Raw genomic sequence first — 23,834 nt, 5'->3', positions numbered from 1 at the left:
TGCGCATATTAGCCAGAAAATAAAGAAAAAGGCGAGTAACTCTTATTTGATTACTCGCCTTCTCAATAGAGATGCGTAACAGATCTATTATAGATCTTTCTCTTTAAATTCAGCGATGGGCTCACCCTTGAACTGCTTCTTCAATTGAGACTTAGACAATTCATTGACTTGTCCGGCAGAGTTAACCGTCAAATGGTCGGTTTGGTTTAATCTTCTGGCCTGATAAAGCATCACCAACTGTAGAGTCGAATCACGCTGGGCTTGTGACAACACAGTGCCATCTTCCCACTTTCCCAGCTCGACGCCACTGACCAGTCTCTCATAGACGACATGAGGCATGTCATCGATCATCTTATTTATCTCTGTCATACACTTTTCCGTTTATGCAATACGATTCTCAGACGAGTGATCATGTAGCCAACAAAACCAAACACAAAAAACACACCGGCGATATAGGATCTCACCCCTTGGGCTGGCTCACCACCCCAAAACCAGATCACCACTCCCGCGATGAACAAGGTCATAGACAACATGCTGTGATTCATCAGCTGATTAGAACGTTTAATATGACTGATAGTCGTCAGAGAGTCAGTATCACCAGTAAGGTTCGCACTACAGGAGCTGCATTTAGTCGCCTTACTCGAGATGCGTTTCTGACAACTTGGACAGTTAATTAATGCCATCGCTACCTCAAAATTATACTTAAATTATTGTCAATAATATCAAGATTAGAGCCTCTTGCATAAGCACGAGTCTAAGCGCTTGCCCGGGATAGAGGCAAACGCCCCCTTACCCGGATTTTATTCCAAAGGGATAACTGATTGATGAGCGAACTAGCGAAGCTCATCTACTACGGCTAACATAGCCGTCAATGAGGCTTCACCTAAGTAGATTGAACGTTCAGGAGACCATCCAGCCATAGGATCGGCTAAATTATCATTGTCTTTGAATGGCATTTCTAATGTATTAGACAAACATTGGAATGTTTCAGCGACCCAGTTAGATGCCACGGTGAGATTTGCCTTTCCTGGCTCATCTTTGTCATAACCAAACTTAGTTTGAAAATCGGCGCTGGTTAACTGGAGTGTATCGACAAATTTCTGCTGCAGTGCGGCCATTTTATCGGTATAGGAAGGTACGCCTTCACAACCTGCAAGGAATACAAAAGGCAGGCCTTCATCGCCATGAACATCATAGAAAAGATCCACACCAGTCTCTTTCATCTTATTAGTGACATGGAATACTTCCGGGCTTTTCTCGAGAGATGGGCTCAGCCATTCACGATTAAGATTAACGCCGGCAGCATTGGTTCTCAAGTGTCCTCTCACCGAGCCATCCGGATTCATATTAGGCACAATATAGAAGTTTGCCTTGTCTAATAACGCCTTGGCATTGGCACAATCACTATCGAGCAGGTTGTTGATTAAGCCTTCAACCAACCATTCGGCCATGGTCTCACCTGGGTGTTGGCGTGCTGTGATCCAGATGTTTTTCTTAGATTCGTCACCATCGCCCAACTTGATTAAGGTCAGATCTCTGTTATCCAGTGTCAATCCCAGATGCTCAAGACTCACGAGAGGGTGAACTTGAACTGCGGCAAGTAAATCTTGATGACGTTCATAACTATAGGGAGCGAAATAGGCAATTTGAATCGCATCACAGTCGAGATCAACCGCTATGGTTAATTTGCCGTCTTTGTACTCTGTGGGTAATCTAAACCATTGTTGTCTATCGTAAGACGCTACGGCTTGATAGTTTTCCCAACCTTGTGGGTAAGAGGCAGAGCCAGCGTTGACAATATTCAGCAGATAACGATTACCCACTTCACCTTCGAGGCGAAAGTTGAACCATTGGTAAAACTCTCCACCAACATCCGGGCGAATGGCTAACTGCACATCATTAATATTATCTTGATTGATGACTTCGATGTTACCACCATCAAAATTAGCACTGATCCGCATATGTCTTCCTTTGAATTATCTGGGATGATGAGTCATCTATTCATAGCGACTCATTAAATGACCTATAGGATAAACGAAAATAATCTTTTGAGCAGCTAAAAAACAAAAAAGCCACATCGACTGTGGCTTTTGTAACCTTACTTTAAAAAACTGTTCACCAAACGGCAAAGCTATACCCTTGTCCTCTGACCGTATTAATCAGAGTTTTTGGTAGTTGAGTGTCGGCTAATTTACGACGAGTATTACTGATGTGCATATCTAGATTTCGATCGAACCTGCCGAGATCTTTGTGAAGTACACTGCGCTGTAATTCCTGCTTTGTGATCACTTTTCCTTTGCGTTCGAACAGATACTTAAATAATTTAAATTCTGTTTGAGTGAGGGTAACCCTTCTCGATGCTATCGAAACACAATATTGAGTATCGTCAAATTTAACTTCACTATCAGAGGTTGAACTTACATTAAGTTGTTCTGCTAGAGTTAATTCTACGGGACTTTGTAATGCTATCATGCGGACTAAAAGCTCCTTTACGCTAAAAGGCTTTATAAGAAAATCACCGACCCCAGATTGATTGCCTCTATTCCTTCATCGTAGTTACCGATATTAGAAAAAAGTATCCTTGGGAGCTGATCTTTCCTTACAGCCAATAAACCAAATCCATCTAATTTTGGCGTCATGATATCTAGCAGAATAATGTCGGGGAGGTCTATCTCTAATATTGCCAATGCTTTTTTAGCACAGACAATATCGTGTCCTTTGGCCTCTCACACTTCCTAAAGTAATTCCCTAAACACTAGATCATAATCGACCAATAATATTGTACTCATCACACAAACGCCGCCAACGCGAACGATTATCATTAAGGTTACTATAACTATTGGTTTACTTCCAGTTGTTTTTTGTTGAAATGTGAGCTGTGTTAGTTATTTATGCTAAATAATTGTAAACAAGCAGTGACGCAAGGGTGCAAGCCCGATACTTGCCCCATTTATCACCAACATACTTGTTACCCAGATGATTAACGACTATTTCATCATAAGTTCACGTATGTACTTAACTGGAGCGCTGCCGTAACTTAAAAATTGCTCATGGAAACCTTTAAGATCAAACTGCTCGCCCTGTTTTTCTTTTAGCTCTTCACGGAAATCATAGATCTCACGATAACCTGAGTAGTAGCTAGTTAACTGTACTTGACTCAGCGTCGCCCTTCTCCACTTACCTTCGGCTTCGGCTGTTTGCTGAAAAGCTTCTTGGGTCATCAAGTTAAGGGCTTCTTGCTCAGTCATGCCTTTCACCTGAATACTGTAATCTAGGATGGTATTGACTATCACCCGCAGATTCCACTTGTAGTACATCAGCCAGAGCTCAGGCTCGAAGTCACCATAGCCCTCTTCAAGCATCATACGTTCGGTATATACCGCCCAACCTTCGACCATAGCACCATTACTCAATAGGCTCTTTATCATGCTCGGGGATTCATTTGAATAAACTAGCTGAGTGTAGTGTCCAGGAATGGCTTCGTGAATATTGAGCACCTGTAAGATCCAGTGGTTGTATTCACGCAGATAACTTTCCGCCGATTCATCACTCATGCCATCCAGAGGTGTCACGTTATAATAGGTGTTGCTCGACTTCTCATAGGGACCAGGAGCACTGATGGAAGCCCCGGCAAATCCGCGCATATAGGCTGGGGTTTCACGTACAACCAGAGGCTTATTGGCATCTAAGGTCACTAAGTTTTTCTGTTTCACAAATGCGATGAGTTGAGGGATTTGCGCACGAATTTCATCGACAAAATCTTCACGTTTTACATGCTTAGATGACAATTTATCGATCAACTGCTTGGTGGCGGTATTTTTATCTGCTGGCATACCAGTGTTGAAGTACTTAGACCAGAGCTTAGAGGTGATCTTTGCCATCTCCTCCTGTACCCGAGCCTTATCGGCACTGGCCTTCTCATATAAAGCTTTACCACTCATCCCAGCCTGAATATCGAAGGCAAACTTCTGTTCATAGAGAGATTCACCAATTCTGAAGCTGCGCGCACCATCCTGTGTTAATTGTTTTGCTAGCCCGTCGAGCCACTGAATATGCTTATCGATAGCCTTGATTGATGCCGTAAACCGAGTCTCGAACAGAGATTTCTCATCTGCTGTTAAACCTGAGTTTTTCGCCTGAGCCAATAGCTCATCAGTAAAAACTGAGAAAGCGCCCTTATTCTGTAATATTGCTAATTGAGTGTGCTCTAAGGTCGGTGAGTCAATATTATCCCGTGCAGCCTGATAATAAGCTGGCACATTTTCCATTCTGGCCAGAACAGAGCGTAGACGAGTATCTAATGGTGCAAAATCTTCATTTACCAGTTGTGCGAAGCCACCGGCGACATTGTATGAAGAGGGATCCCATTGCCAGGACTTAAACGTATTTATCTCCCAGATATCTCTTTTTAGTAAATTCTCGATCAAGCGATAATCTATCGATTCATTGGTTGATAACTTAGACTGGTCGAAAGACGCTAGCTTACCCAAGGCTTTCTGGTTAAAGGCTAACGAGAGTTCACGATTCTTGGCATTAGGCACCTTGAGCACCCCATCATACTTGTGATAGCCGGTGTAAAGCGCCCAAGTCGGTGATTCTATCCATAAATCGTCGATAAACTGGCTAGAAAATTGTGCAAAGCTCAGTTGTTGGCTGGCGTGAACCTCGGCAGTATCAGAGGTTTCTTCCTGTGTCTGGCATCCGCCTAACCCTGCGAATGATAATGCGATGGCAAGTGGTAATATGGCTTGTTTCATGCTTCTTCCCCGATGTGTTTTAGTTATTGTTTTTTCGTGGGAGGGATCCCACTTTGACGCTAGATGTGCGCAAAACAGTAAAACACGTATGATGGGAAATATCAGCATCGGCGTTGATTTGTAGTTGAAATTTACCATATCAACGCCTGAGACCAGACAAAATTTAGTTCAAATTAGACTCAACCCAGAGTTTGACCTCACCGAAGGGATATTTTTCCAGCGATCCATGACCACTACAGGCTCTCATCTTGAGCCGAGTGAATATGGGCGTGGTTAAACCGCACAAGAAGCGGGACAAGAGTACCGGGCTACACACCTTATCCAGTTTGATGATGGCCGCTGTGGTAAGGGTATTAAAATCTTGCTCACCCAAGGGACGCAGATAGGGTTGCGGCGGTAATACGGCCTGATGGCCCTGACAGACACTACAGGTTCCACAGGGAGCCGTCATATTCTTGTCGGCAAAATACTCGGCAAGCTGCTGGCTGAGACATGAATTAGAGGTAAAAAAGGACACCAGATGGTTAATTCTCTCTATTTCACTGCGCTCTTTTTGGCTAAAGCGATCAAACAGAGAAGACTGCAGCGACTCGGCTGAGAAGCCAGTGTCTAGAATGTCATAAACTTGGGTCATCTGTTTACTCTGTAGCTCGATCATGCCCTTTTCGTCCAGATAATTAATCGCTTTGAGTACGCGCTGACGATCACTGGAATAATCTTGGTGTAGCCTATCGAAATTGATACTAAACCAGATCTTAGCTTTGTCTGAACTGCTAAAAATAGCTTGCACAAAATCACGTCTCTCACCGTTAAATACCGATAAAATCTCCTCTTCGCCTTTCAGTAATTTATATTTATACTCGGCAAAATAACTGTAGGTAGGCTTGATCACATTAAATAGTTCTAGGTATACCAGTAAAGTCTTTAGGGATAATGGTCGAATATTTGATTGCGAAGATAAGCTGTTGAGCACCACTTCCCACTGTCGCCCAGCGTTACCGCTCTGGCTATTTGTTGCCTTAAGGATCTCACCGAGTACGATAGCGATGGCTGAAGCTTCGGGTGTATCGCCGTAAACAAAGTTTTCCAGCGTACTTAAGTTATCGCCATTCGCTAACACCAGACAGTCGGAATCCCCTCCATCACGTCCCGCACGACCTATTTCCTGAGCGTAGTTTTCGATAGACTTGGGCAGATCATAATGCACCACATAGCGAATATCGCTCTTATCTATCCCCATACCAAAGGCTATCGTAGCGACAATGAGCTGCTGCCTGCCGGACATAAAATTTTCTTGGATTTTTGAGCGGACATCTGAATTCATGCCAGCATGATAGGCTGTAGCCGGAATATTTCGACTTCTAAGATGCTCAGCCACCTGCTCGGCAGTCTGTTGCAAGGTCACGTAGATGATGCCAGCCAGCCCTTGTCTAGGCTGTAACCAGTGACACAGGGTATCGAGTTTCACTGAGCTTTTAACGCCTTGTACGGCCAAGTGCAAATTGGCCCGATAGAAACCGGTTAAGCTGACATTATCTTTAGCTATGCCAAACTTATCACCCATATCCTCAATCACCTTAGGGGTCGCCGTGGCAGTTAACAATAAGGTTTGTGGAATATTGAGTTCCTGTCGATAACGGGGCAATTTAAGGTAATCAGGACGGAAATTATGCCCCCACTCAGAGATACAGTGGGCTTCATCGACCACTAATAAAGACAGAGGGATCTCTGAGATAAACTGTCTGAACCTTTCATTGTTGAGCCGCTCGACTGAAATCATCAATATTTTTATCTGGCCACTTCTTATGCCCCGCATGATTTCATTGGCTTGCTCCCGGCTCTGAGTAGAATCTATGCTTGCAGCACTGATCCCTTTCTCCTTAAGAAATGCGAGTTGATCTTGCATCAAGGCCAGTAATGGCGAGACCACCAGAGTCAAGTGTGGCAGTGCGATCGCGGGGAGTTGGTAACAGATAGACTTGCCTGAACCCGTGGGGAAAATAGCCGCGGCGCTCTGCCCGTCCAGAATATTATTAATAACGTCAAGCTGGCCGGGTCTAAACGCTTCAAAGCCAAAATAGGATTGTAACAGACGGTGAGATTCGGAAGTTATAGCATTAGCAGACATGTGATGCGCCTAAATATGGAGAAGAACGGGCTCTTAATGCCCTAGTGTACAAGCTATATCTTGATAAATGTCTGCAATCACGTTTTTTTTGCCGAAAACCAATACAAGGCTTGTTTATTTAGTCTGTGAAACATAGGCAACCCATTTTTTCATCAATTGCGGCGTATCTATTTTGACATCACCTTAGCCTAAACTAGAATTTATACTATGAAGGCACTGAGTGAGAGCATCTTGATACATATACCTCAATCTATACCTGACTCCTATTTATCGCTCTGGTATTGGTTCTGCAAAAAACGGCTGCATATAGGAATGCTCAGGTTTATCACTGGCTCTATGGCTATGCTATTACTCGGGAGTCAGTTTATGACTCAAGCAAACGAGCCAATTACTAAATTATCCATATCAACCAAAGAATGGCCTCCCTACCAGATGGAGTCGAACGGCAAACAGACTGGCTATGCCATAGAGGCATTGGCTTGCGTGATGAACAGGCTTAAACAGGATTATCAGGTCATATTCTTACCCTGGGGAAGAGCACAAAAAGGCGTCGAAATTGGTACCTATGATGGTTTTTTTGCCGCTTCACATAACGACAAGCGAGACGTATATGCAGTCCAATCTAATACTTTTATTGAACAAAACTGGAATTTTTATCTACTAAAAGACAGTAAAATTTCCTCGTCCCTTAGTGAGATTAAAGCCACAGCCGTTTTTGCCAGTCGTCAACATTCAAATACCGCCCATTGGCTCCATGAACACAAGTTTATACTTGCTCATCAAACCGACTCGGTCGATCAACTCATTAAACTACTCGTCCACAAACGTATCGATGCCATCATGGAGAATAGTTTAATCTTCCAGACGGCGGTAGAACGAGCGGGATTGGATATGAACAAATTTAAGAAAATACATAACAAGAGCAAACCTCTGGGTGTGTATTTCGGTAAGGTTTTCTTGGAAAAACACCCAGAATTTATTACCGATTTTAACCAGCAGACCTCAGCATGTTCCTATAACCAGCAATAAACTCAATGATTAACTCAGGTATAAGTTCAGGTATAAATTGGATAAGCAGAGCCAATACCCAGCTTATCCTATGTCTACTCAAGGTAATTCCTTGACCATGAAGTGAGCCGTGATGGGGTTATGATCTGAGCTATCTGTGGCTAATGACTCGGCGCTCTGGAATGTTAATCCACGATAGTAGAGATGATCTAAGGGCAAGCCAAATACACGTCGACGTTTATCGACTCGATAGCTGATTTCGCTCAAGTGATGTTTACTCGCTAAAGCCGCGACAAAATTGAGTCTCTCAGCACGCCAGGTATTCAAATCACCCGCTAAAATGATCGGCCCATGATGCTTATCAAGCTCTAGGGCTATTGCCTCAAATTGCTTAGAAAAATGCGTGAGATCCCACTCAAAATTAATGCCATGTAGATTCACGACCAAGAGGTCCTCGCCGGTAGAAAGTGGGTAATGTGCGACTATCCCAGACTTGGCAAAACGGATAAGGGGCTCAGTCTCGGTAAATGCGCATGCAGATTTTGCCTGGATACGAGCAAGATTCATCACCCCATATGCAGTATTCCACAGCGTGAATGCCTTCGCCATGGAAACCTTAAGTCCAGTATCTCGAATATACTGACTAAGCTCAGGGCTCAGGCCAGCCTCTTGCAGTAGGACCAATTGACTCCCTTGATTTAAGCGTGCCAGCTGTTTATCCCAATTATCCTTTTTCTGTTTATATATATTCCATGTGGATACGCTCAATAACCCCTTGTTATCTAAGTATGCACCTGTATTTTCAACACCTAGGACACATCGAGTATCGAAGGATGGTGTGTCTAAATCAGTCAAAATTCGCGGCTCATTGGTTACCAATAACGCCATAGAGAGCATTATTGAAATAAGAATAAATAATATGAACAAAAAAACTGAACGGGTCAAAGAAGTGAGTTTCATACTTTGAGAACTAAATATAAGAATAAGTCCGCAGTTTATACCATAAGACACCATAGCTAAACATCCGCTATGCAGACAAAATGCCAATACAGTACAAGGATCAAGATCTTAGTCTCAAACACCATTCGCTAAAAAGACTGATCTTTATGCTTATTTAATGCAAAATGTTGGCATTCCCCTTGAAAATATAGAAGGGACGTTATTTAAAGGCAATAAACTCCATGGATCATTTGTACCAGATACTCGCTCTCATCAGCGTGCTCGTTTACTGGATAATTATTGCAGCAGTGACGGCAAGGATCGTAATAAGACGTCGTTCCATCGGCGTATCTTTTGCCTGGATGATGGTCATATATGTCATTCCTGTGGTTGGAATAGTCGCTTACTTACTCATAGGAGAGCAAAATATCGGTCGTACCCGGGCTGTCAGGGCCCAAAAAATGTATAAGCCCTATGGTGAATGGTTTGCTCATCTATTTGAAACTCAACAATATCACACCGGAATTCAGAGTCACCATGCCCAGTCGATTGGTCGCTTATGTAAAAAACGGCTCGGGATCCCGCCACTTGCCGATAATGATTTACAGTTACTGGCATCTCCCGAGCAGATCTTGACCTCTATGATTGAGGATATTGATAAAGCCACACTATCTATACATCTTGAATTCTATATCTGGCACCCTGGAGGCATGGCAGATTCGGTGGCTCAAGCCTTGATACAAGCGGCTCAAAGAGGCATAACAATAAGACTCTTACTCGACGCGGCTGGGAGCCATCAATTTTTTCGAAGTGAGTGGCCCGAAAAAATGCAAGCTTCAGGCATCTCAATCGCCAGAGCACTCAAGGTCAGTCCGCTCAGGATCTTATTTCGCCGAATGGACCTGAGAATGCACAGAAAAATCGTCATCATAGATAACGTCATTGGCTACACAGGCTCAATGAATTTAGTAGACCCCAGTTGTTTTAAAGCTAATTCAGGTGTAGGCGAATGGATAGATGTGATGATCCGCGTCACAGGGACCTGTGTCCCTCTGTTAAACGCCATCCAATCCTGGGACTGGGAAGTAGAAACAGATCAACGTTTCCTACCAGAAAAGCCTATTTGTCAATCTCATCCAGCCCCAGAGCAACTGGACACTGTGCAGGTCATTCCCTCAGGTCCCGGTATGCCCGAAGAGATCATCCATGAAGTCCTGTTACAGAGTCTTTATCAGGCTGAGCGAAAGGTAGTTATTACTACCCCCTACTTTGTACCCAGTGAGAACTTACAGGTGGCACTGATTGCTGCCGCCCACAGAGGCTTATGTGTCAATATTATCATTCCCGACAAGAATGACTCACTCATGGTTGAGTGGGCAAGCCGGTCCTTCTTCGCTGAACTGTTGCAGGCCGGAGTTAATATCCACAGATTTAAGGGTGGTCTCTTGCATACTAAATCTGTAGTAATAGACGAAGCATTCAGTTTAATTGGTAGCGTCAATCTCGATATGCGCAGCCTTTGGTTGAATTTCGAGTTAACCTTGGCCGTCGATGACCTCTCATTTACTCAAGACTTGACCCAATTGCAGCAGGAATATATGGATAACTCCACCTTAGTCGATTACTCGCTCTGGCGGAAAAGACCGGTTCATAAACGCGTGACTGAACAATTTTTCTATCTATTCAGCCCGCTGCTTTAATTACCCTGTACACCAGCATTCATATTCCTAGCACATTTAAAGTGACGCTATTTTAGCGTCACGATTTTGTGTTACTGCGAAACAATCTCCTCATCATAAAATGACACTGGCTCAGCCACCATCTGTAGGCTAAATGGCTCAATGACTCAGTTTTTCTCATAAAACTTGAGCCAATTGCAGTCAAATTGCTTAGCAAACGTGCAAACACTTGAAAGTACACTTTTATCCCTTGACCATTAAACCTGTATTGCGTAAAGTACGGGCTCCGTTAAAGGAGAAAGCAATTAAGCCAGCTTGATGAATCTTTTAACGATATTGGTGGCGTTAAACACTTTAAACATAACGGAATTTGGTGAGTTGGCTGAGTGGCTGAAGGCGCACGCCTGGAAAGTGTGTATGGGTTTATAGCCCATCTAGGGTTCGAACCCCTAACTCACCGCCATATTCTATAACAAAAAAGCAGCCTATTGGCTGCTTTTTTGTTTGGCATCAATTTGGGATCATTACACACTAGATTGACTCCTACATACCGCCATTACTTAAACTAAAAGTAGAAAACCATCCTCAATACATGACTAAACATTCATTTGGTCATGACTATCTTGACCATCCCAGAGTTTGACGCTTCAAAACGAGAAACACTCGGCAAGTGACAACGCCGAGTGTAAAAAATCGTTTTGATAATCTTCTATTAGCTTGGCTTCAATCGACTTGAGTCAAATCAGCTTAGGGCTCAGTTACACTAACACTTGTCGTGTGTTTCTGATGAAGTGATGGATCTGACGTTCCGTTTTCGAGTCAATCATTTCTTTTGGTCGACAACTATTTGGGCAAGGCATATTGGGTGTGGTGCCAAACACTCGGCAGATCAAGGGACGTTCTTCGTACACATTGCAACCATTAGGCCCCAGGTGTACACAGTTATACTCATCTAACGCGGCATCGTGTTCAGCATCTGTTTTTACTGGCAGGCGCGACATCTCTTCCGAGGAAGTGGTTACCGGTCCACAGCAATCGTGACAACCTGGCACACATTCGAAGGTCGGAATACGTTCGCGAAGATACGCGATTATCTCTCTGTTATTGTTCATCAATACCTAACTTTTGTATAGTTCGCGACCATTATAGCCCTATACCTAATCCATTAAAAGTTGACTGTGCCTCAATATTTACACTTACCCTTAGATAAAACATGCCAGCCATTGTTATCAATAACATACAGACTCTGTTTAAATTCAAGAAAGTCCAGTATCTCGAAGCGATAGATAAGGGTGAAGGTAAAAGTTATAAGCCCCTTGCCATCTTCTAGTCATCTTCCGGATTCATTGCCTCTTTTATTTCATCACTGCCAAAGCCTTTACGGGATAAATACGCATAGGCTTTCGATTTTTCTTTATAGTCCGCTAAGTTATAGCGCTTTTTAGCCAGCTGATTTTTACAGCTTTGATAAAAATCCACATCATCTGTTAGGGTTAATTGGTACAAGGTCTCTTCAAAGTCACTCACATCAATCAGTCGCTGTTTTAGCTCCTGCAGGATGAGAGTTTCGCCTTTACCTTTATTAAACAATTTGATTATTTCGGTGGCTAAATCGGCTTTATCTGCTTTGACGGCTAATTTACTGCGCAGTGTTTCACGTTCTGGGTGTTGTGATAACGCGTGATCAATTTCTACGCGAGAAAAACCTTTTGTGGTCATCTGGGCATAGACTTTTTCTTTGTTGGTGCCATAGAAGTTAACAAATCTGCTTAGCAGTCTAGATGTGGCCATCTTAAAGGCATCGACATCTTTGTCGTCCATGACTTGCTCTATGGCAGTATCTATCTCTGTAACCGGTACGCCGCGCCTTTGTAACTTACGTCTTATAGCGCCGGCACCCAGTTCATTACTAAAGGCCACCTCGCAATAGCGCACCGCAAAGTCATAGTCATTTTTTAAATAACCATTTTCTATGAGTTTGGCCAGTACGGTCTCAATCCACTCTTGGTTTTCTGTTTTACGCTCAAGCTTGGTGCGAATTTCATTAATGGTAAAATCTTGCTGACCAAGGTGCCAATAAGCACTATTAAAAACGTTATCTATGGTTTTGGCTTGACGTAGTGGTGGGCGCTGCATAACAAATTGATCTTAAATTGAAAAGTAACCTACAGCAGTGTAGCAGATCCCTGGATTATTGAGTACGCCCTAGGTCCTCAGTGTCAGGAGCGAGGATGCGAGGATGCGCCATATTCTGCAAACAAGCCTACTTGAATAGTAGGCTTGTTTCGTTTCAGATGAGTCACGAATAACGATATCTAGTGGCTAATATCTAGTGGATTAGCTGCTTGACTCTATGTCACTGAGTTTAGCTTAATTTGAATTTGCTAACTTCCTGGGCCATCTTGTTAGCACCTTGGAGTAACGCTTGGTTAAGCTGACTCAGCTCATCGGCAACGGCTTGGGTATTTCGATAAGTTTCGCTTATCTTAAGCGCATTACGATTAACCTCTTCAGACACAGTTGACTGCTCGTGAGTCGCCGCCGCTATCTGCTCATTCATGCTGTCGATAATCTCGACCTCAGTGACTATGCGGTCTAGCTCTTCTCCGGCCTTTCGAGACTCCATAACACTTAGCTCGGCTTGCGCCTTGCCCTTCTCCATCGCAGTGACCGCAAGTTTAGCGCCAGACTCAAGGCGTTCCGTCATGGTGCGGATATCTTCGGTGGAAGCTTGTGCACGTTGTGCCAGGCTTCTCACCTCATCGGCTACTACTGCAAAACCGCGGCCCATCTCTCCGGCTCTGGCGGCTTCAATGGCGGCATTCAATGCGAGTAAGTTAGTTTGATCTGCAATGCCACTAATTACGCTCAATACACTCACGATAGATTCAATGTCATTATCCAGTTTATGAATAGCATTGGAAGCATCACCGATTTCTACCGCGAGTAACTTGATACTGGCCCCGCTCTTGCTGACCTCTAGTCGCCCTTCTTTGGCATCTAAATTAGCGGCAGTGGATGCTTCCGATGCACTGACGGCATTCTGGGCTATCTCCTGTACCGTGGCACTCATTTCGGTCATCGCAGAGGCCACCTGCTCAGACTCGCAATGGCCTATGGCAACGTCACGTTGCATTGAGGTCGCACAGGTATCCATCTTCTGGGATGCTGATAATAAACTCGCGGTATTGTCTCTGACTCTTAAAATAACATGCTCAAAATCCATCATCATCTGGTTGAATGCCTTACCCAGTTGACCCAATTCATCATTAGTGTCGGCTTTAACTCGTAGGCTAAGGTCGAAACTGGTTTGTGCTTGAGTAACCACTGAATGCATCTTGGTCAAATTATGATGCAGATACCTGCCCAGTAAGATAGACATGCCGAACACTAAAGTGCCAGATAATAACATCAGAGTTATGATGCTATACATCAAGGTATTTGATGCCGATAACAGCTTTTCAGTCTGAGCCGTTAAGCCAAAGGCCAGTGATTGCTCGAACTGACTGAGGAGTTCGATACGCCCAGTGGCTAAAGTAAACCATTGCTCTGGACCTTGTGCTGCAATGGCCGCTACATTTTGGCTTAACACGACTTGCCTGAGTGTATTAACATCATCAAAGGCGCTAGAGCTTTGCAAAAGGTGATAATTTTGTTTCGTTTGGGCATCTGCTAATGCCAAGAATCGTCCTTGATTGCTGTTTTGTTTTGCCATTAAGGTGACAAAATTAATAAAGCTCTGGGCCTCGATTTCATCTTGTCCAAACATAGAGCTAAGCACGGCACGTTCGAGTCCAGCAGCTTCCTTCATCTGCAAATAAGCACTAAAAGACGCGGCTTTGATGGCAATTTCCTGGCTCGCCCCCTCATGGGCAGTTTGATCGACGATGTTGAGTAATGTCATATTGAGCTCGGTATAAAACTCTACTTCATCAGAGACTGGAACCGATAAGCTGTCGACGCGATTTCTCAGCCCATGAAGACTTGCTAAGGCCTTATTGACACTGCTGAGTTGATGGTCAAAGGCATTAGGTAAAGGGTTTTGGGCAATAAAAGATTGAAATGTGGTGATCTGTCTGTCGGTCAGCTTTCTCTGTTTGGGCAGTGTAGCCGCAAACGCTTGACCTTTGGCACTCAGAAATCCGGCACTCATGCCGCGCTCTTTTTGTAATTCATGTACTAGTGAACTATTTACACCCGCCAGCTCGCTGAGCAACTGCACCTTAGATAGACTTTGGCTTAACTGGAATTGGCTATAGACAATTGATGAGCCAAAAACAATGCACCCCATGATGGGGGGCATGATAACCATAAGCAGTTTATTTTTTATCGTAAGGTTTTCGATCCATCGAATATTCATAAATGCTCTCCTTGAGCAACAGACTGAAGCGATATGGCCAGAGTCTAGTGCAAATCGTCAGAAAGACTTAGAAAATCCCCACAAAAAAGCCCTCTAATTGAGGGCTTATTAATACAGATCAAACTTATACGTTACTTGGGGGGAACTTATTCATCACCCAAAGCCAACCAAAAGCTTACATCAGGCATTTCCTTTTACCTTCATGTTTAATTCCGCAGCGAAATTAAGCATTCTATCTAAGGGGATTAATGCAGCTTGGCGTAACTCATCATCGACAAAGATCTCATGCTTGCTGGTGTCAATGGCCAACAATGACGCTTCTATCGCCTGCAGACCATTCATGGCCATCCAAGGGCAGTGGGCGCAGCTCCTACAAGTTGCACCATTTCCGCCAGTCGGCGCTTCGATAAGAATTTTGTCAGGTGCTGCCTGTTGCATCTTATAGAAGATGCCTTTATCGGTTGCGACGATGAATTTGTCGTTATCCATCTGCTGGGCAGCTTTAATAAGCTGACTGGTCGAGCCAACGGCATCGGCAAGCTCAACGACACTTGCTGGTGATTCAGGGTGAACCAGTATTGCAGCGGTAGGATGCAGCAGCTTAAGCTCCCGCAGCGCCTTAGCCTTAAACTCATCGTGGACTATACAGTCACCTTGCCACATCAACATCTCAGCGCCAGTCTGTTTAGCGATGTAACCACCTAGATGACGATCGGGCCCCCAAATTATTTTCTTATCTTGGCTATCTAGATGCTCAACAATTTCAAGGGCAATGCTTGAGGTAACAACCCAATCTGCACGGGCTTTAACGGCGGCTGATGTGTTGGCATAAACCACAACGGTATGATCAGGGTGAGCATCACAGAATTCACTGAAGGCCTCAATAGGACAGCCTATATCCAGCGAGCAGGTCGCATCCAAAGTCGGCATGAGTACCGTTTTTTCCGGACTCAAAATCTTCGAGGTCTCCCCCATAAACTTAACCCCAGCGACAATCAGAGTCTTAGCCGGGTGATCGCGACCAAATCTGGCCATCTCCAATGAGTCTGAGACACAGCCACCAGTTTCTTCTGCCAGAGCCTGGATCTCGGGATCGGTATAATAATGAGCCACGAGTACCGCATCTTTCTCAATCAATAACTGCTTGATACGCGACTTATGACTCGCTTTGTCGAGATCGCTTAGTGGAAGTGGTTTAGGCGGAAAAATATATTGAATATCTTCAATTTGTGGGGCTGACTGACTCATCTTAAAACCAAGGAGGATTTATTATTCGCGGGATTATACGTAAATATGATTGAAAAATTAACTAAAAAAGCGCAATAGCCATAAAAAAGAGCGCTTATGCGCCCTTCTCTTCGTACCAGATGCCTATGTGGTGAGCTACTTCATGGCTAATAGCATCTCTTGGGGCTGCTCTAGATAAAGCTTCCACAGATTACAGAATCTGGCTATGGTGCCACCATCTATGACTCTATGATCACCTGACCAACTGATCTGCATTATTTTGCGCGCTTCCACTTCACCATCGGCGTTAAATCTAGGTAAAACCTGCATCCTGCCCAAGGCCACAATCGCCACTTCAGGTTTATTGATGATAGGTGTCGCTACAGTGCCGCCAAGTGCGCCTATATTGGAAATAGACACTGTGCCCTCTTTAAGATCGCTTGGGCTCACACGACCACTACGAGCCGCAATTGTCAGACGAGTGATCTCGGTGGCTATGTCTAAAATCGACTTATCCTGCACATCTTTAACATTGGGCACCAATAGACCCACTTTAGAGTCCACTGCCATGCCTATGTTGTGACGCGAGAGATAGGTCAACTCGGTGCAATCGGCATTTACCCGACTATTGATAATAGGAAATGCGGTGAGTGCCAATGACAGTGACTTCATGAAAAATGGCATCATGGTGAGCTTTAGCTCATCATTTGAATACTTCTTCTTCATACTCTCACGTAGCTTGACCAACTCGGTTAAGTCAATCTCTTCACAATAAGTAAAATGAGGAATGGTCGATACTGACTCAGTCATCATCTTAGCCATCACAGCCTGAACGCCGCGAATAGCCTCTACCCTGTTCTCACTATGAGCCGGTACCTGAGCCGATTTGGCCACTGTGGAGCAAATGTCGACAGATGAAGAGCCAGACTCCATTGTATTTGAAGAGATGCTTACGCCTGACCGATGACGCTGGATATCTTCTTTATAGACCCGGCCATTTTTGCCTGAACCACTGACGGTTGAAATATCAATATCTAAGCTTCTCGCCATGCGCCGAACCGCAGGGCTCGCCAGCGCCTTGCCCTGAGGGACAGGCTCACTCATTTCTTGATTGGGCTGTTCGCCAGACTCTTCGACTGTCGCAGTAACAGCAAGATCAATAATCTCTTCAGACTCAACTTCAACGGCAAACAGAGGTTCATGGACTCGTGCCAATTGGCCTTTACGATAATATAGCTTAACGATTTTACCCGCTTTAATTGCCGGTATTTGTACCAGGGCCTTGTCAGTCATGACATCGGCAATGGGCTGGTCTTCCGCCACGATATCGCCTTCATTGACGAGCCATTCAACTAGCTCACACTCAACAATGCCTTCGCCTATGTCTGGCAGAAGAAATTCTTCTATGTGCACTTTGCTGGCAAGCTTAACGGCATCTGGCAGTGAAATTTCTTCATCGATGTGATGGGAGTTTGGCTCATCTGATGATTTTCCCGCCTCATCACTCACATCATCTTGCTCTGTGCCACTGATATCGACTGAATAAAGTGGTGCATGTACGATTGCTATATCCCCTTTAGCATAGTGAAGTTTTTTGATGACACCACCATGGGGTGCGGGGATCTGCACGAGAGCCTTATCTGTCATCACATCAGCAATCGGTTGATCTTCGATGACAAGATCACCTTCATTCACCAACCATTCGACCAATTCACACTCAACAATCCCTTCTCCAATATCGGGAAGAATAAATTCTTTAATCATGCCAGACTCCTAAAAATTGACCGTTGCTTTAATCGCTTCGAATGTCTTAAGCGCGTCTGGCATATATTCTTTCTCATGGATCAATGGATAAGGCGTATCCAGACCACAGACTCGGGCGATAGGCGATTCTAAGTGCAAAAAACACTCCTCTTGAATCGTCGCAGAGATCTCTCCGGCGAATCCGCCAGTCAGTGGCGCTTCATGGTTAATAAGCAAGCGTCCTGTTTTTTTGACTGAAGCCGCAAGGGTATCAACATCCCAGGGAGACAAGGTTCTTAGATCAACAATCTCACATGAGATCCCTTTCTTAGCCGCCATATCTGCTGCTTTTTCGATGATCTCCACCTGAGCTCCCCAGGCAACTAAGGTAATGTCACTACCTTGTCTGACGACTTCGGCTTTACCCAGCTCTATCTCATAATCTCCATCGGGTACTTCGGCAATATTGGCGCGATAAAGACGCTTAGGCTCGAAGAATATCACCGGGTTAGGATCGCGAATAGACGCCAACAACAGGCCCTTGGCCTGATAGGCGTTACGAGGAACCACTACCTTGAGACCCGCAGTATGGGTAAAATAAGCTTCTGGTGATTGAGAATGGTAATGTCCGCCAGCGATGCCACCGCCATAAGGCGTCCTGAAAGTCACACCACCGACATTAAACTCATTACCACTTCGATATCTGAACTTAGCAGTTTCATTCACTATCTGATCGAAGGCGGGAAAGATATAATCGGCAAACTGAATTTCGGCAATGGCTACCATGCCGTTGGAGGCTAAACCATTGGCAAAACCGGCTATGCCTTGCTCGGTTAAAGGTGTATTGAAGCAACGATCGCGGCCAAATTTATCTTGCAGGCCCGATGTCGCTCTAAATACACCACCAAAATGTCCTACATCTTCACCAAACAGAATCGAGTTTTCATCAGACTCCAGCGCAATGGATAGCGCATCATTGATGGCTTGTAACATGTTAATCTCAGCCACGACTTAGAGTCTCCCTTTACTGTTTGGATAGGAATCTGGGTATTTTTTAAGATGTTTCTTAAGATCTTTTAACTGCTGCTTAAGACGAGGTGGCGGTGTGTCATAGACATCTTCAATGATGGTATCTAGCATAGACATAGGTAGCTTCTCTGCTACTTTTAACTCTGCGAGGATCTCTTTACGATATCTTTCGTACATTTCAGCATCTTGACTCTCAGTCAACCAGCCCTTATTGATCATCCATAACTTAAAGCGCTTAACCGGATCATGCTGTTGCCACTTAGCTTCTTCGTCTTTTGAACGGTATCCCGATGGGTCGTCAGATGATGAGTGAGCGCCCAAGCGATATGTCATGGCTTCGATTAACACGGGAGAATGATTCTCTACCGCATAAGCGCGAGCCTGCTGTGTCGCAGCGAGTACCGCCAACATATCATTACCATCGACCCGAATCGTGTGAATGCCGTAACCTGGCCCGCGGCTGGCTATGCCATTACCACAGTACTGCTCACTTGTCGGCGTCGAAATGGCATAACCATTATTTCGACAGAAGAAAATAGTCGGTGATTTAAGCACTGCTGCCATGTTTAAACCGGCATGGAAGTCACCTTCAGACGCGGCGCCTTCACCAAAGTAACAGATGGCGATGTTACGCTTACCTTGCATCTTAAAGCTGTAGCCTACGCCTGTTGCCTGCGGGATCTGTGTGGCTAAGGGAGAAGAGATGGTTTGATAATTGAGTTCGGCACTGCCGTAATGGATCGGCATCTGCCTGCCCTTACCGAGATCTTTTTCATTACTGAACAATTGGTTCATAAATTGCTCAGTGGTGAATCCACGATAACGGATTGCCGCATGCTCACGGTATTGAGCCAAGATAACATCACCATCATCTAAGGAAGCCGTGCTGCCTATGATAGAGGCTTCTTCACCGGTACATGTCATATAGAAGCTGATACGCCCCTGTCTTTGTGCACCCAACATACGCTCATCTAACACGCGAGTGAAGACACAAGTATCATAGATTCTATGGGCCAATGCTTCATCAATTACAGGCATAACGGCGTTATCATAAACGGTACCGTCGGCTTGTAATATTTTAAGAATAGGGATGTTAACCGACTCCCTGTCGAGAAAACTGACTCTATGGACAGTCTCATTATCGCTTGTTGCGTTGCTCATACTATATCTCTTATCAGCTGAGTGCTTTGTTATGAGTTGAGCCGCTCTTATGGAGCGGATCAGCAATTCTTGTAATACGCGGGAAAGACATTACGTTAACGTAAACTTGCGATCAACCGTTCTAAAGGCTTGAATAAAAACTAACGATCCTCGCGGCGTATGTTTAGCTTTACATGTCATTGAGATGGCACCAGCACTAAGCAATATTCTCTGTACTGGCAGGCTTTAGGCATAACACAGTTCTCTGTCCGACTGGCACCTTAGCATTCGGGAAAACGATGGCCTCGACTTCATGCTCAACCTTGATATCCATGCCCCCCTCTTTGGCTAAGATGTAGCCTTTAGGGAATGCAGTAAAGTTTTCGACATCGTTAGCAAAGGTAAATTCAAAGTCATCGCAGCTTTTATTGATCGCGCGGCAGACCTGATACAGATTCACCTTATCGGCATCAAATTCATCCAGCTCTAGATCTTGATTGGTGATCAAGCGATTCAACATCTCTCTTAATGCGATAAAACGTGTCATATCATTCTGGCCAAAGGGCAAGACCTTACCTAACTCTATGGTAAACGCATCGGCTTCATAGTGCTTAGATGAAAAATAGCTGAAGGTGGTAGTCGGTTCATGATGGAACAAGACAGTATCGATACCGCAGGCTTCGAGATACATGATCTGCTGGGCGCTATACTGGCGACCGGGACGGTATGGATAGATGGCGAACTTTTCATGTTTTGAGCCACGAATAGCCGTATGCAAATCATAATGAATTCTTTGCTCTGTTGCACTCGAGGCCGAGAAGAACTTATCGACATAGAATTCGAGTTTTTTCGCACGGATCCGCTCAGGATTACTCAGACCTTCGCCCACAGAGTGTGCACCATTGAATAAACGATTTAGGTTTTCTTCGATGAAGCGAGTGCCATTGATGATTGCCGGCGGATTGCCAAATAGGAATAAGACCCTGTGCTTGGTGATTATCTTTTGCTGGAGCAGGTCTTTTATCAAGTCATTGCAGAGCTCGATGGGGGCAGTTTCGTTACCATGTACCGCACAAGAGAGGACAATATCTTTCCCCTCACCTTGTTTAGGCTCAAATACGATAACCCCGGTATCCCACACTTCTACTTGTGTGTGTTCGCCTAAAGAAAATGTACCGCTTTCATCTATGTGATGTGGGTTGTCTAACGTAAATTTTAAAAAGTCTTGTGACTCTATTAGCGCCTGTAGCACAAAATTCCCCTTAATTGTTCTTACAAGTAAATCGCAATTGGAAACGGCGTGATTTCATGGAAGAAGCTTTAATTTTATTTCGAAAAATCTATTGCTTAGAATAATAACACTTAACCCATACCTCAGCTATTTATCGAGGCATCAAATAATATCTTTACCAAAATGTTTTTTATCTTGTTGCAAAAGATAGCGATAAAGCACAAGATGTAGACGTCTAGCCATCCAGACGTTCATTTCGAATGAACTCAGTCTACAGGTCTGAATGTATTGCTGGTATCTAATGGCTCTGCAAACGTAAACAGGGTTAATCTACATCGACTTAATTAGAGGTATTGTATGGCAGTAGCGACATTTGGAGCTGGGTGTTTTTGGGGCGTTGAGTTCTTCTTTAATCAGTTGGCAGGCGTTAAGCAGACGACTTGTGGCTATATGGGTGGCGATAACGCGGCTAACAGCTACACCCAAGTTAAAAGTGGCAAAACCGGTCACGCCGAAGTCGTTCAGGTGGAATACGATGACGCTTTAGTCTCTTTTCAGGACTTACTCCAGGTGTTTTGGCAAAACCACAACCCAACCACACTCAACAGACAAGGGGCAGACATAGGCTCTCAATATCGCAGCGCCATTTTTTTCCACGACAATCTGCAAAAAACACTAGCAGAGCAGTCTAAACAAGCTCTGGCCCTTAGTGGCAAGTGGGGAAAAAAACAGATAGTGACAGAAATAGCCCCTGTACTCGAATTTAATCGCGCCGAAGAGTATCACCAGCACTATCTGGAGAAGAATAATCTCCCTAGCTGTCATATCTCTTTCTAATAGGAGTCTCCAGAAACTCGAGCTTAAAGCTTAGGTTCTGGTGACTCGTCTATTAAACCCATATTTTACGCTAAGAGAGTATCGATCATGGCTTGTGCCTCATCGATGACCTGTTGCAGATGAGCTGGGCTAATAAAGCTTTCGCCATAGATCTTAAATAAGGCTTCGGTACCCGATGGACGAGCCGCGAACCAGGCATTCTCGGTGATGACCTTGATGCCACCTATGTCTGCCTGATTTCCGGGGGCCTTGGTCAGCACAGCCAATATCGACTCACCGGCCAGAACCTCAGTGCCTAAGGTCTGGGTATTAACCTCACTCTTCAACACCTGAGCAAACTTGACCTTCTTGTCTGCTTGCACCGGACTGTCGACTCTCTTATAAAACCCCTCTCCGTGTAGCGTCACAAGTTCTTGATATCGTTGGGCCGGTGTCAGCCCTGTTACCGCTAGAATTTCAGCCGCCAATAGTGCGAGAATAAAGCCATCTTTATCGGTACACCAGGTAGTGCCATCGCGTCTCAAGAATGCAGCACCGGCACTCTCCTCTCCCCCGAAGGCAAAACTTGCATCGGCGAGACCATCGACGAACCATTTAAATCCAACAGGCACCTCACACAGCGTCTTACCATGCTGGGCGCAGACTTTATCTATCATGGCACTAGAGACTAAGGTTTTACCTATGATTAAGCTATCAGACCAATCGGGTCTGTGGGTCACCAGATAATCGATAGCCACGGCTAAGAAGTGATTCGGGTTCATCAAACCTGAACCGGGACAAACGATGCCGTGCCTGTCATAGTCTGGGTCATTGCCGACACAGAGATCGAAATTATCTTGCTGCTTTAACAAGCCAGCCATGGCATAGGGTGAAGAACAATCCATGCGGATCTTGCCGTCTTTATCCAGCGGCATGAAACTGAAACTGGGATCGATACGGGTATTAACCAGACTTATGTCTAAGTCGTAACGCTTGGCAATCTTAGCCCAATAGTGAATGCCTGAGCCGCCCAGTGGATCAACGCCTATGCGTATGCCCGCCTTAGAGATGGCCTTCATATCGATAACAGAATCTAAATCATCTACATAGGGTGCGATCAAATCAGCTTCTTTCACTAACGGCGACGTGATGGCCACTGCATAATCGAGACGTTTAACTCCCACCAACTTTTGGGCAAGATACTGATTCGCCTTTTGCTCGATCCACTTAGTGATCTCGCCTTCTGCCGGGCCACCATGTGGCGGGTTATACTTGATGCCACCATCCTGTGGTGGATTGTGTGAAGGCGTAATGATAAGACCGTCGGCTAATGCAGGCTGATGTGCGTCTAGCAGTTTATTGGCTTGAAGGATCGAGTGAGACACCACAGGCGTCGGGGTAAAACCATCATCTTTATGTATGATGACATCGACCAAATTCGCCACCAAAACCTCGATAGCAGTGACAAATGCGGCTTGTGACAAGGCATGAGTATCGATACCCAGATATAAGGGGCCACTTATTTCGGCTCCATTGCGATAATCGACAACAGCTTGGGTGATGGCCAATATATGAGCTTGATTGAAACTGCCTTTCAGTGAGCTACCACGGTGACCGGATGTGCCGAAACTGACTTTCTGCTCATCCAGTTGAATGTCTGGCTGGATGCAGAAATAATGGCTCATCAACTTGGGAATATTCACTAAGTCTTGTTGCTGTGCAACTTGCCCTGCTCGCTCATGAATGCTCAATCTCATATCCTTATTATATTGATTAA

General features: G+C 44.7%; 19 protein-coding genes and 1 tRNA gene. 4 read left to right on the top strand and 16 right to left on the bottom strand.

Annotated elements, in window-relative coordinates; genetic code table 11:
- Positions 1-87: 87 nt before the first annotated feature.
- The 6 genes from SVI_RS09675 to SVI_RS09650 all read right to left on the bottom strand — a co-directional run bounded on the left by SVI_RS09675 (position 88) and on the right by SVI_RS09650 (position 6,885).
- On the bottom strand, positions 88-369 hold the full coding sequence (locus SVI_RS09675) for a YeaC family protein (RefSeq protein WP_013051334.1): 282 nt from the start codon (positions 367-369) through the stop codon (positions 88-90).
- Entirely contained in the window at positions 366-683 is a 318-nt protein-coding gene (locus SVI_RS09670; protein WP_013051333.1) for a hypothetical protein, read from the bottom strand. Before SVI_RS09670 ends, SVI_RS09675 begins: the two co-directional genes overlap by 4 nt.
- Positions 684-833: 150 nt before the next feature.
- Positions 834-1,961: a M14 family metallopeptidase gene (locus SVI_RS09665; protein WP_013051332.1), complete on the bottom strand. Its 1,128-nt coding sequence runs from the start codon at positions 1,959-1,961 to the stop codon at positions 834-836.
- 154 nt (positions 1,962-2,115) lie between these two features.
- Entirely contained in the window at positions 2,116-2,472 is a 357-nt protein-coding gene (locus SVI_RS22030) for a winged helix-turn-helix domain-containing protein (protein ID WP_013051331.1), read from the bottom strand.
- Positions 2,473-2,987: 515 nt separating this feature from the next.
- Positions 2,988-4,757, bottom strand: coding sequence for a DUF885 domain-containing protein (locus SVI_RS09655; protein ID WP_013051329.1), 1,770 nt, complete (start codon positions 4,755-4,757; stop codon positions 2,988-2,990).
- Positions 4,758-4,920: 163 nt separating this feature from the next.
- A complete protein-coding gene (locus SVI_RS09650; protein ID WP_013051328.1) occupies positions 4,921-6,885 on the bottom strand; it encodes a RecQ family ATP-dependent DNA helicase in 1,965 nt (654 codons plus the stop codon).
- A gap of 366 nt (positions 6,886-7,251) precedes the next feature.
- Here SVI_RS09650 and SVI_RS09645 point away from each other — a divergent pair, with 366 nt between their 5' ends.
- On the top strand, positions 7,252-7,914 hold the full coding sequence (locus tag SVI_RS09645; RefSeq protein WP_172634434.1) for a substrate-binding periplasmic protein: 663 nt from the start codon (positions 7,252-7,254) through the stop codon (positions 7,912-7,914).
- 78 nt (positions 7,915-7,992) lie between these two features.
- Here the strand turns inward: SVI_RS09645 and SVI_RS09640 are convergent, their stop codons facing one another.
- Positions 7,993-8,853 (bottom strand): endonuclease/exonuclease/phosphatase family protein, encoded by an 861-nt coding sequence (locus SVI_RS09640; protein WP_041419846.1) that lies wholly within the window; start codon positions 8,851-8,853, stop codon positions 7,993-7,995.
- Between the two features lie 221 nt (positions 8,854-9,074).
- On the opposite strand from SVI_RS09640, the gene cls reads away from it, so the two are divergent.
- Together cls and SVI_RS09630 are read left to right on the top strand one after the other, a co-directional pair.
- On the top strand, positions 9,075-10,532 hold the full coding sequence (gene cls / locus SVI_RS09635; protein WP_013051325.1) for a cardiolipin synthase: 1,458 nt from the start codon (positions 9,075-9,077) through the stop codon (positions 10,530-10,532).
- Between the two features lie 351 nt (positions 10,533-10,883).
- A tRNA-Ser gene (locus SVI_RS09630) sits at positions 10,884-10,974 on the top strand.
- Between the two features lie 295 nt (positions 10,975-11,269).
- Here the strand turns inward: SVI_RS09630 and SVI_RS21085 are convergent.
- The 8 genes from SVI_RS21085 to astE form a co-directional block, all read right to left on the bottom strand.
- Positions 11,270-11,623, bottom strand: a complete 354-nt coding sequence (locus tag SVI_RS21085) for a YkgJ family cysteine cluster protein (protein ID WP_013051324.1) — start codon at positions 11,621-11,623, stop codon at positions 11,270-11,272.
- Between the two features lie 214 nt (positions 11,624-11,837).
- Positions 11,838-12,647 carry a RecX family transcriptional regulator gene (locus SVI_RS09625; protein WP_013051323.1) on the bottom strand — a complete coding sequence of 270 codons (810 nt, stop codon included), beginning with the start codon at positions 12,645-12,647 and terminating at the stop codon, positions 11,838-11,840.
- A 229-nt stretch (positions 12,648-12,876) separates the two neighbouring features.
- Entirely contained in the window at positions 12,877-14,871 is a 1,995-nt protein-coding gene (locus SVI_RS09620; RefSeq protein ID WP_013051322.1) for a methyl-accepting chemotaxis protein, read from the bottom strand.
- Positions 14,872-15,051: 180 nt separating this feature from the next.
- Positions 15,052-16,119, bottom strand: coding sequence for a quinolinate synthase NadA (gene nadA / locus SVI_RS09615; protein ID WP_013051321.1), 1,068 nt, complete (start codon positions 16,117-16,119; stop codon positions 15,052-15,054).
- A gap of 135 nt (positions 16,120-16,254) precedes the next feature.
- On the bottom strand, positions 16,255-17,862 hold the full coding sequence (locus tag SVI_RS09610) for a dihydrolipoyllysine-residue acetyltransferase (RefSeq protein WP_013051320.1): 1,608 nt from the start codon (positions 17,860-17,862) through the stop codon (positions 16,255-16,257).
- A 9-nt stretch (positions 17,863-17,871) separates the two neighbouring features.
- A complete protein-coding gene (locus SVI_RS09605; protein WP_013051319.1) occupies positions 17,872-18,849 on the bottom strand; it encodes an alpha-ketoacid dehydrogenase subunit beta in 978 nt (325 codons plus the stop codon).
- Between the two features lie 3 nt (positions 18,850-18,852).
- Positions 18,853-20,031 (bottom strand): thiamine pyrophosphate-dependent dehydrogenase E1 component subunit alpha, encoded by a 1,179-nt coding sequence (locus SVI_RS09600; protein WP_041419845.1) that lies wholly within the window; start codon positions 20,029-20,031, stop codon positions 18,853-18,855.
- Between the two features lie 196 nt (positions 20,032-20,227).
- Positions 20,228-21,262 carry a succinylglutamate desuccinylase gene (astE, locus tag SVI_RS09595; RefSeq protein ID WP_013051317.1) on the bottom strand — a complete coding sequence of 345 codons (1,035 nt, stop codon included), beginning with the start codon at positions 21,260-21,262 and terminating at the stop codon, positions 20,228-20,230.
- A gap of 336 nt (positions 21,263-21,598) precedes the next feature.
- On the opposite strand from astE, the gene msrA reads away from it, so the two are divergent.
- Entirely contained in the window at positions 21,599-22,078 is a 480-nt protein-coding gene (gene msrA / locus SVI_RS09590; protein ID WP_013051315.1) for a peptide-methionine (S)-S-oxide reductase MsrA, read from the top strand.
- Positions 22,079-22,143: 65 nt separating this feature from the next.
- Here msrA and pgm read toward each other — a convergent pair whose 3' ends face one another.
- A complete protein-coding gene (gene pgm / locus SVI_RS09585) occupies positions 22,144-23,808 on the bottom strand; it encodes a phosphoglucomutase (alpha-D-glucose-1,6-bisphosphate-dependent) (RefSeq protein WP_013051314.1) in 1,665 nt (554 codons plus the stop codon).
- Between the last annotated feature and the right edge of the window lie 26 nt (positions 23,809-23,834).

Source organism: Shewanella violacea DSS12 (genome assembly GCF_000091325.1).
GTDB classification, from domain to species: domain Bacteria; phylum Pseudomonadota; class Gammaproteobacteria; order Enterobacterales; family Shewanellaceae; genus Shewanella; species Shewanella violacea.
This window is presented reverse-complemented; position numbering and strand designations above follow the sequence as displayed.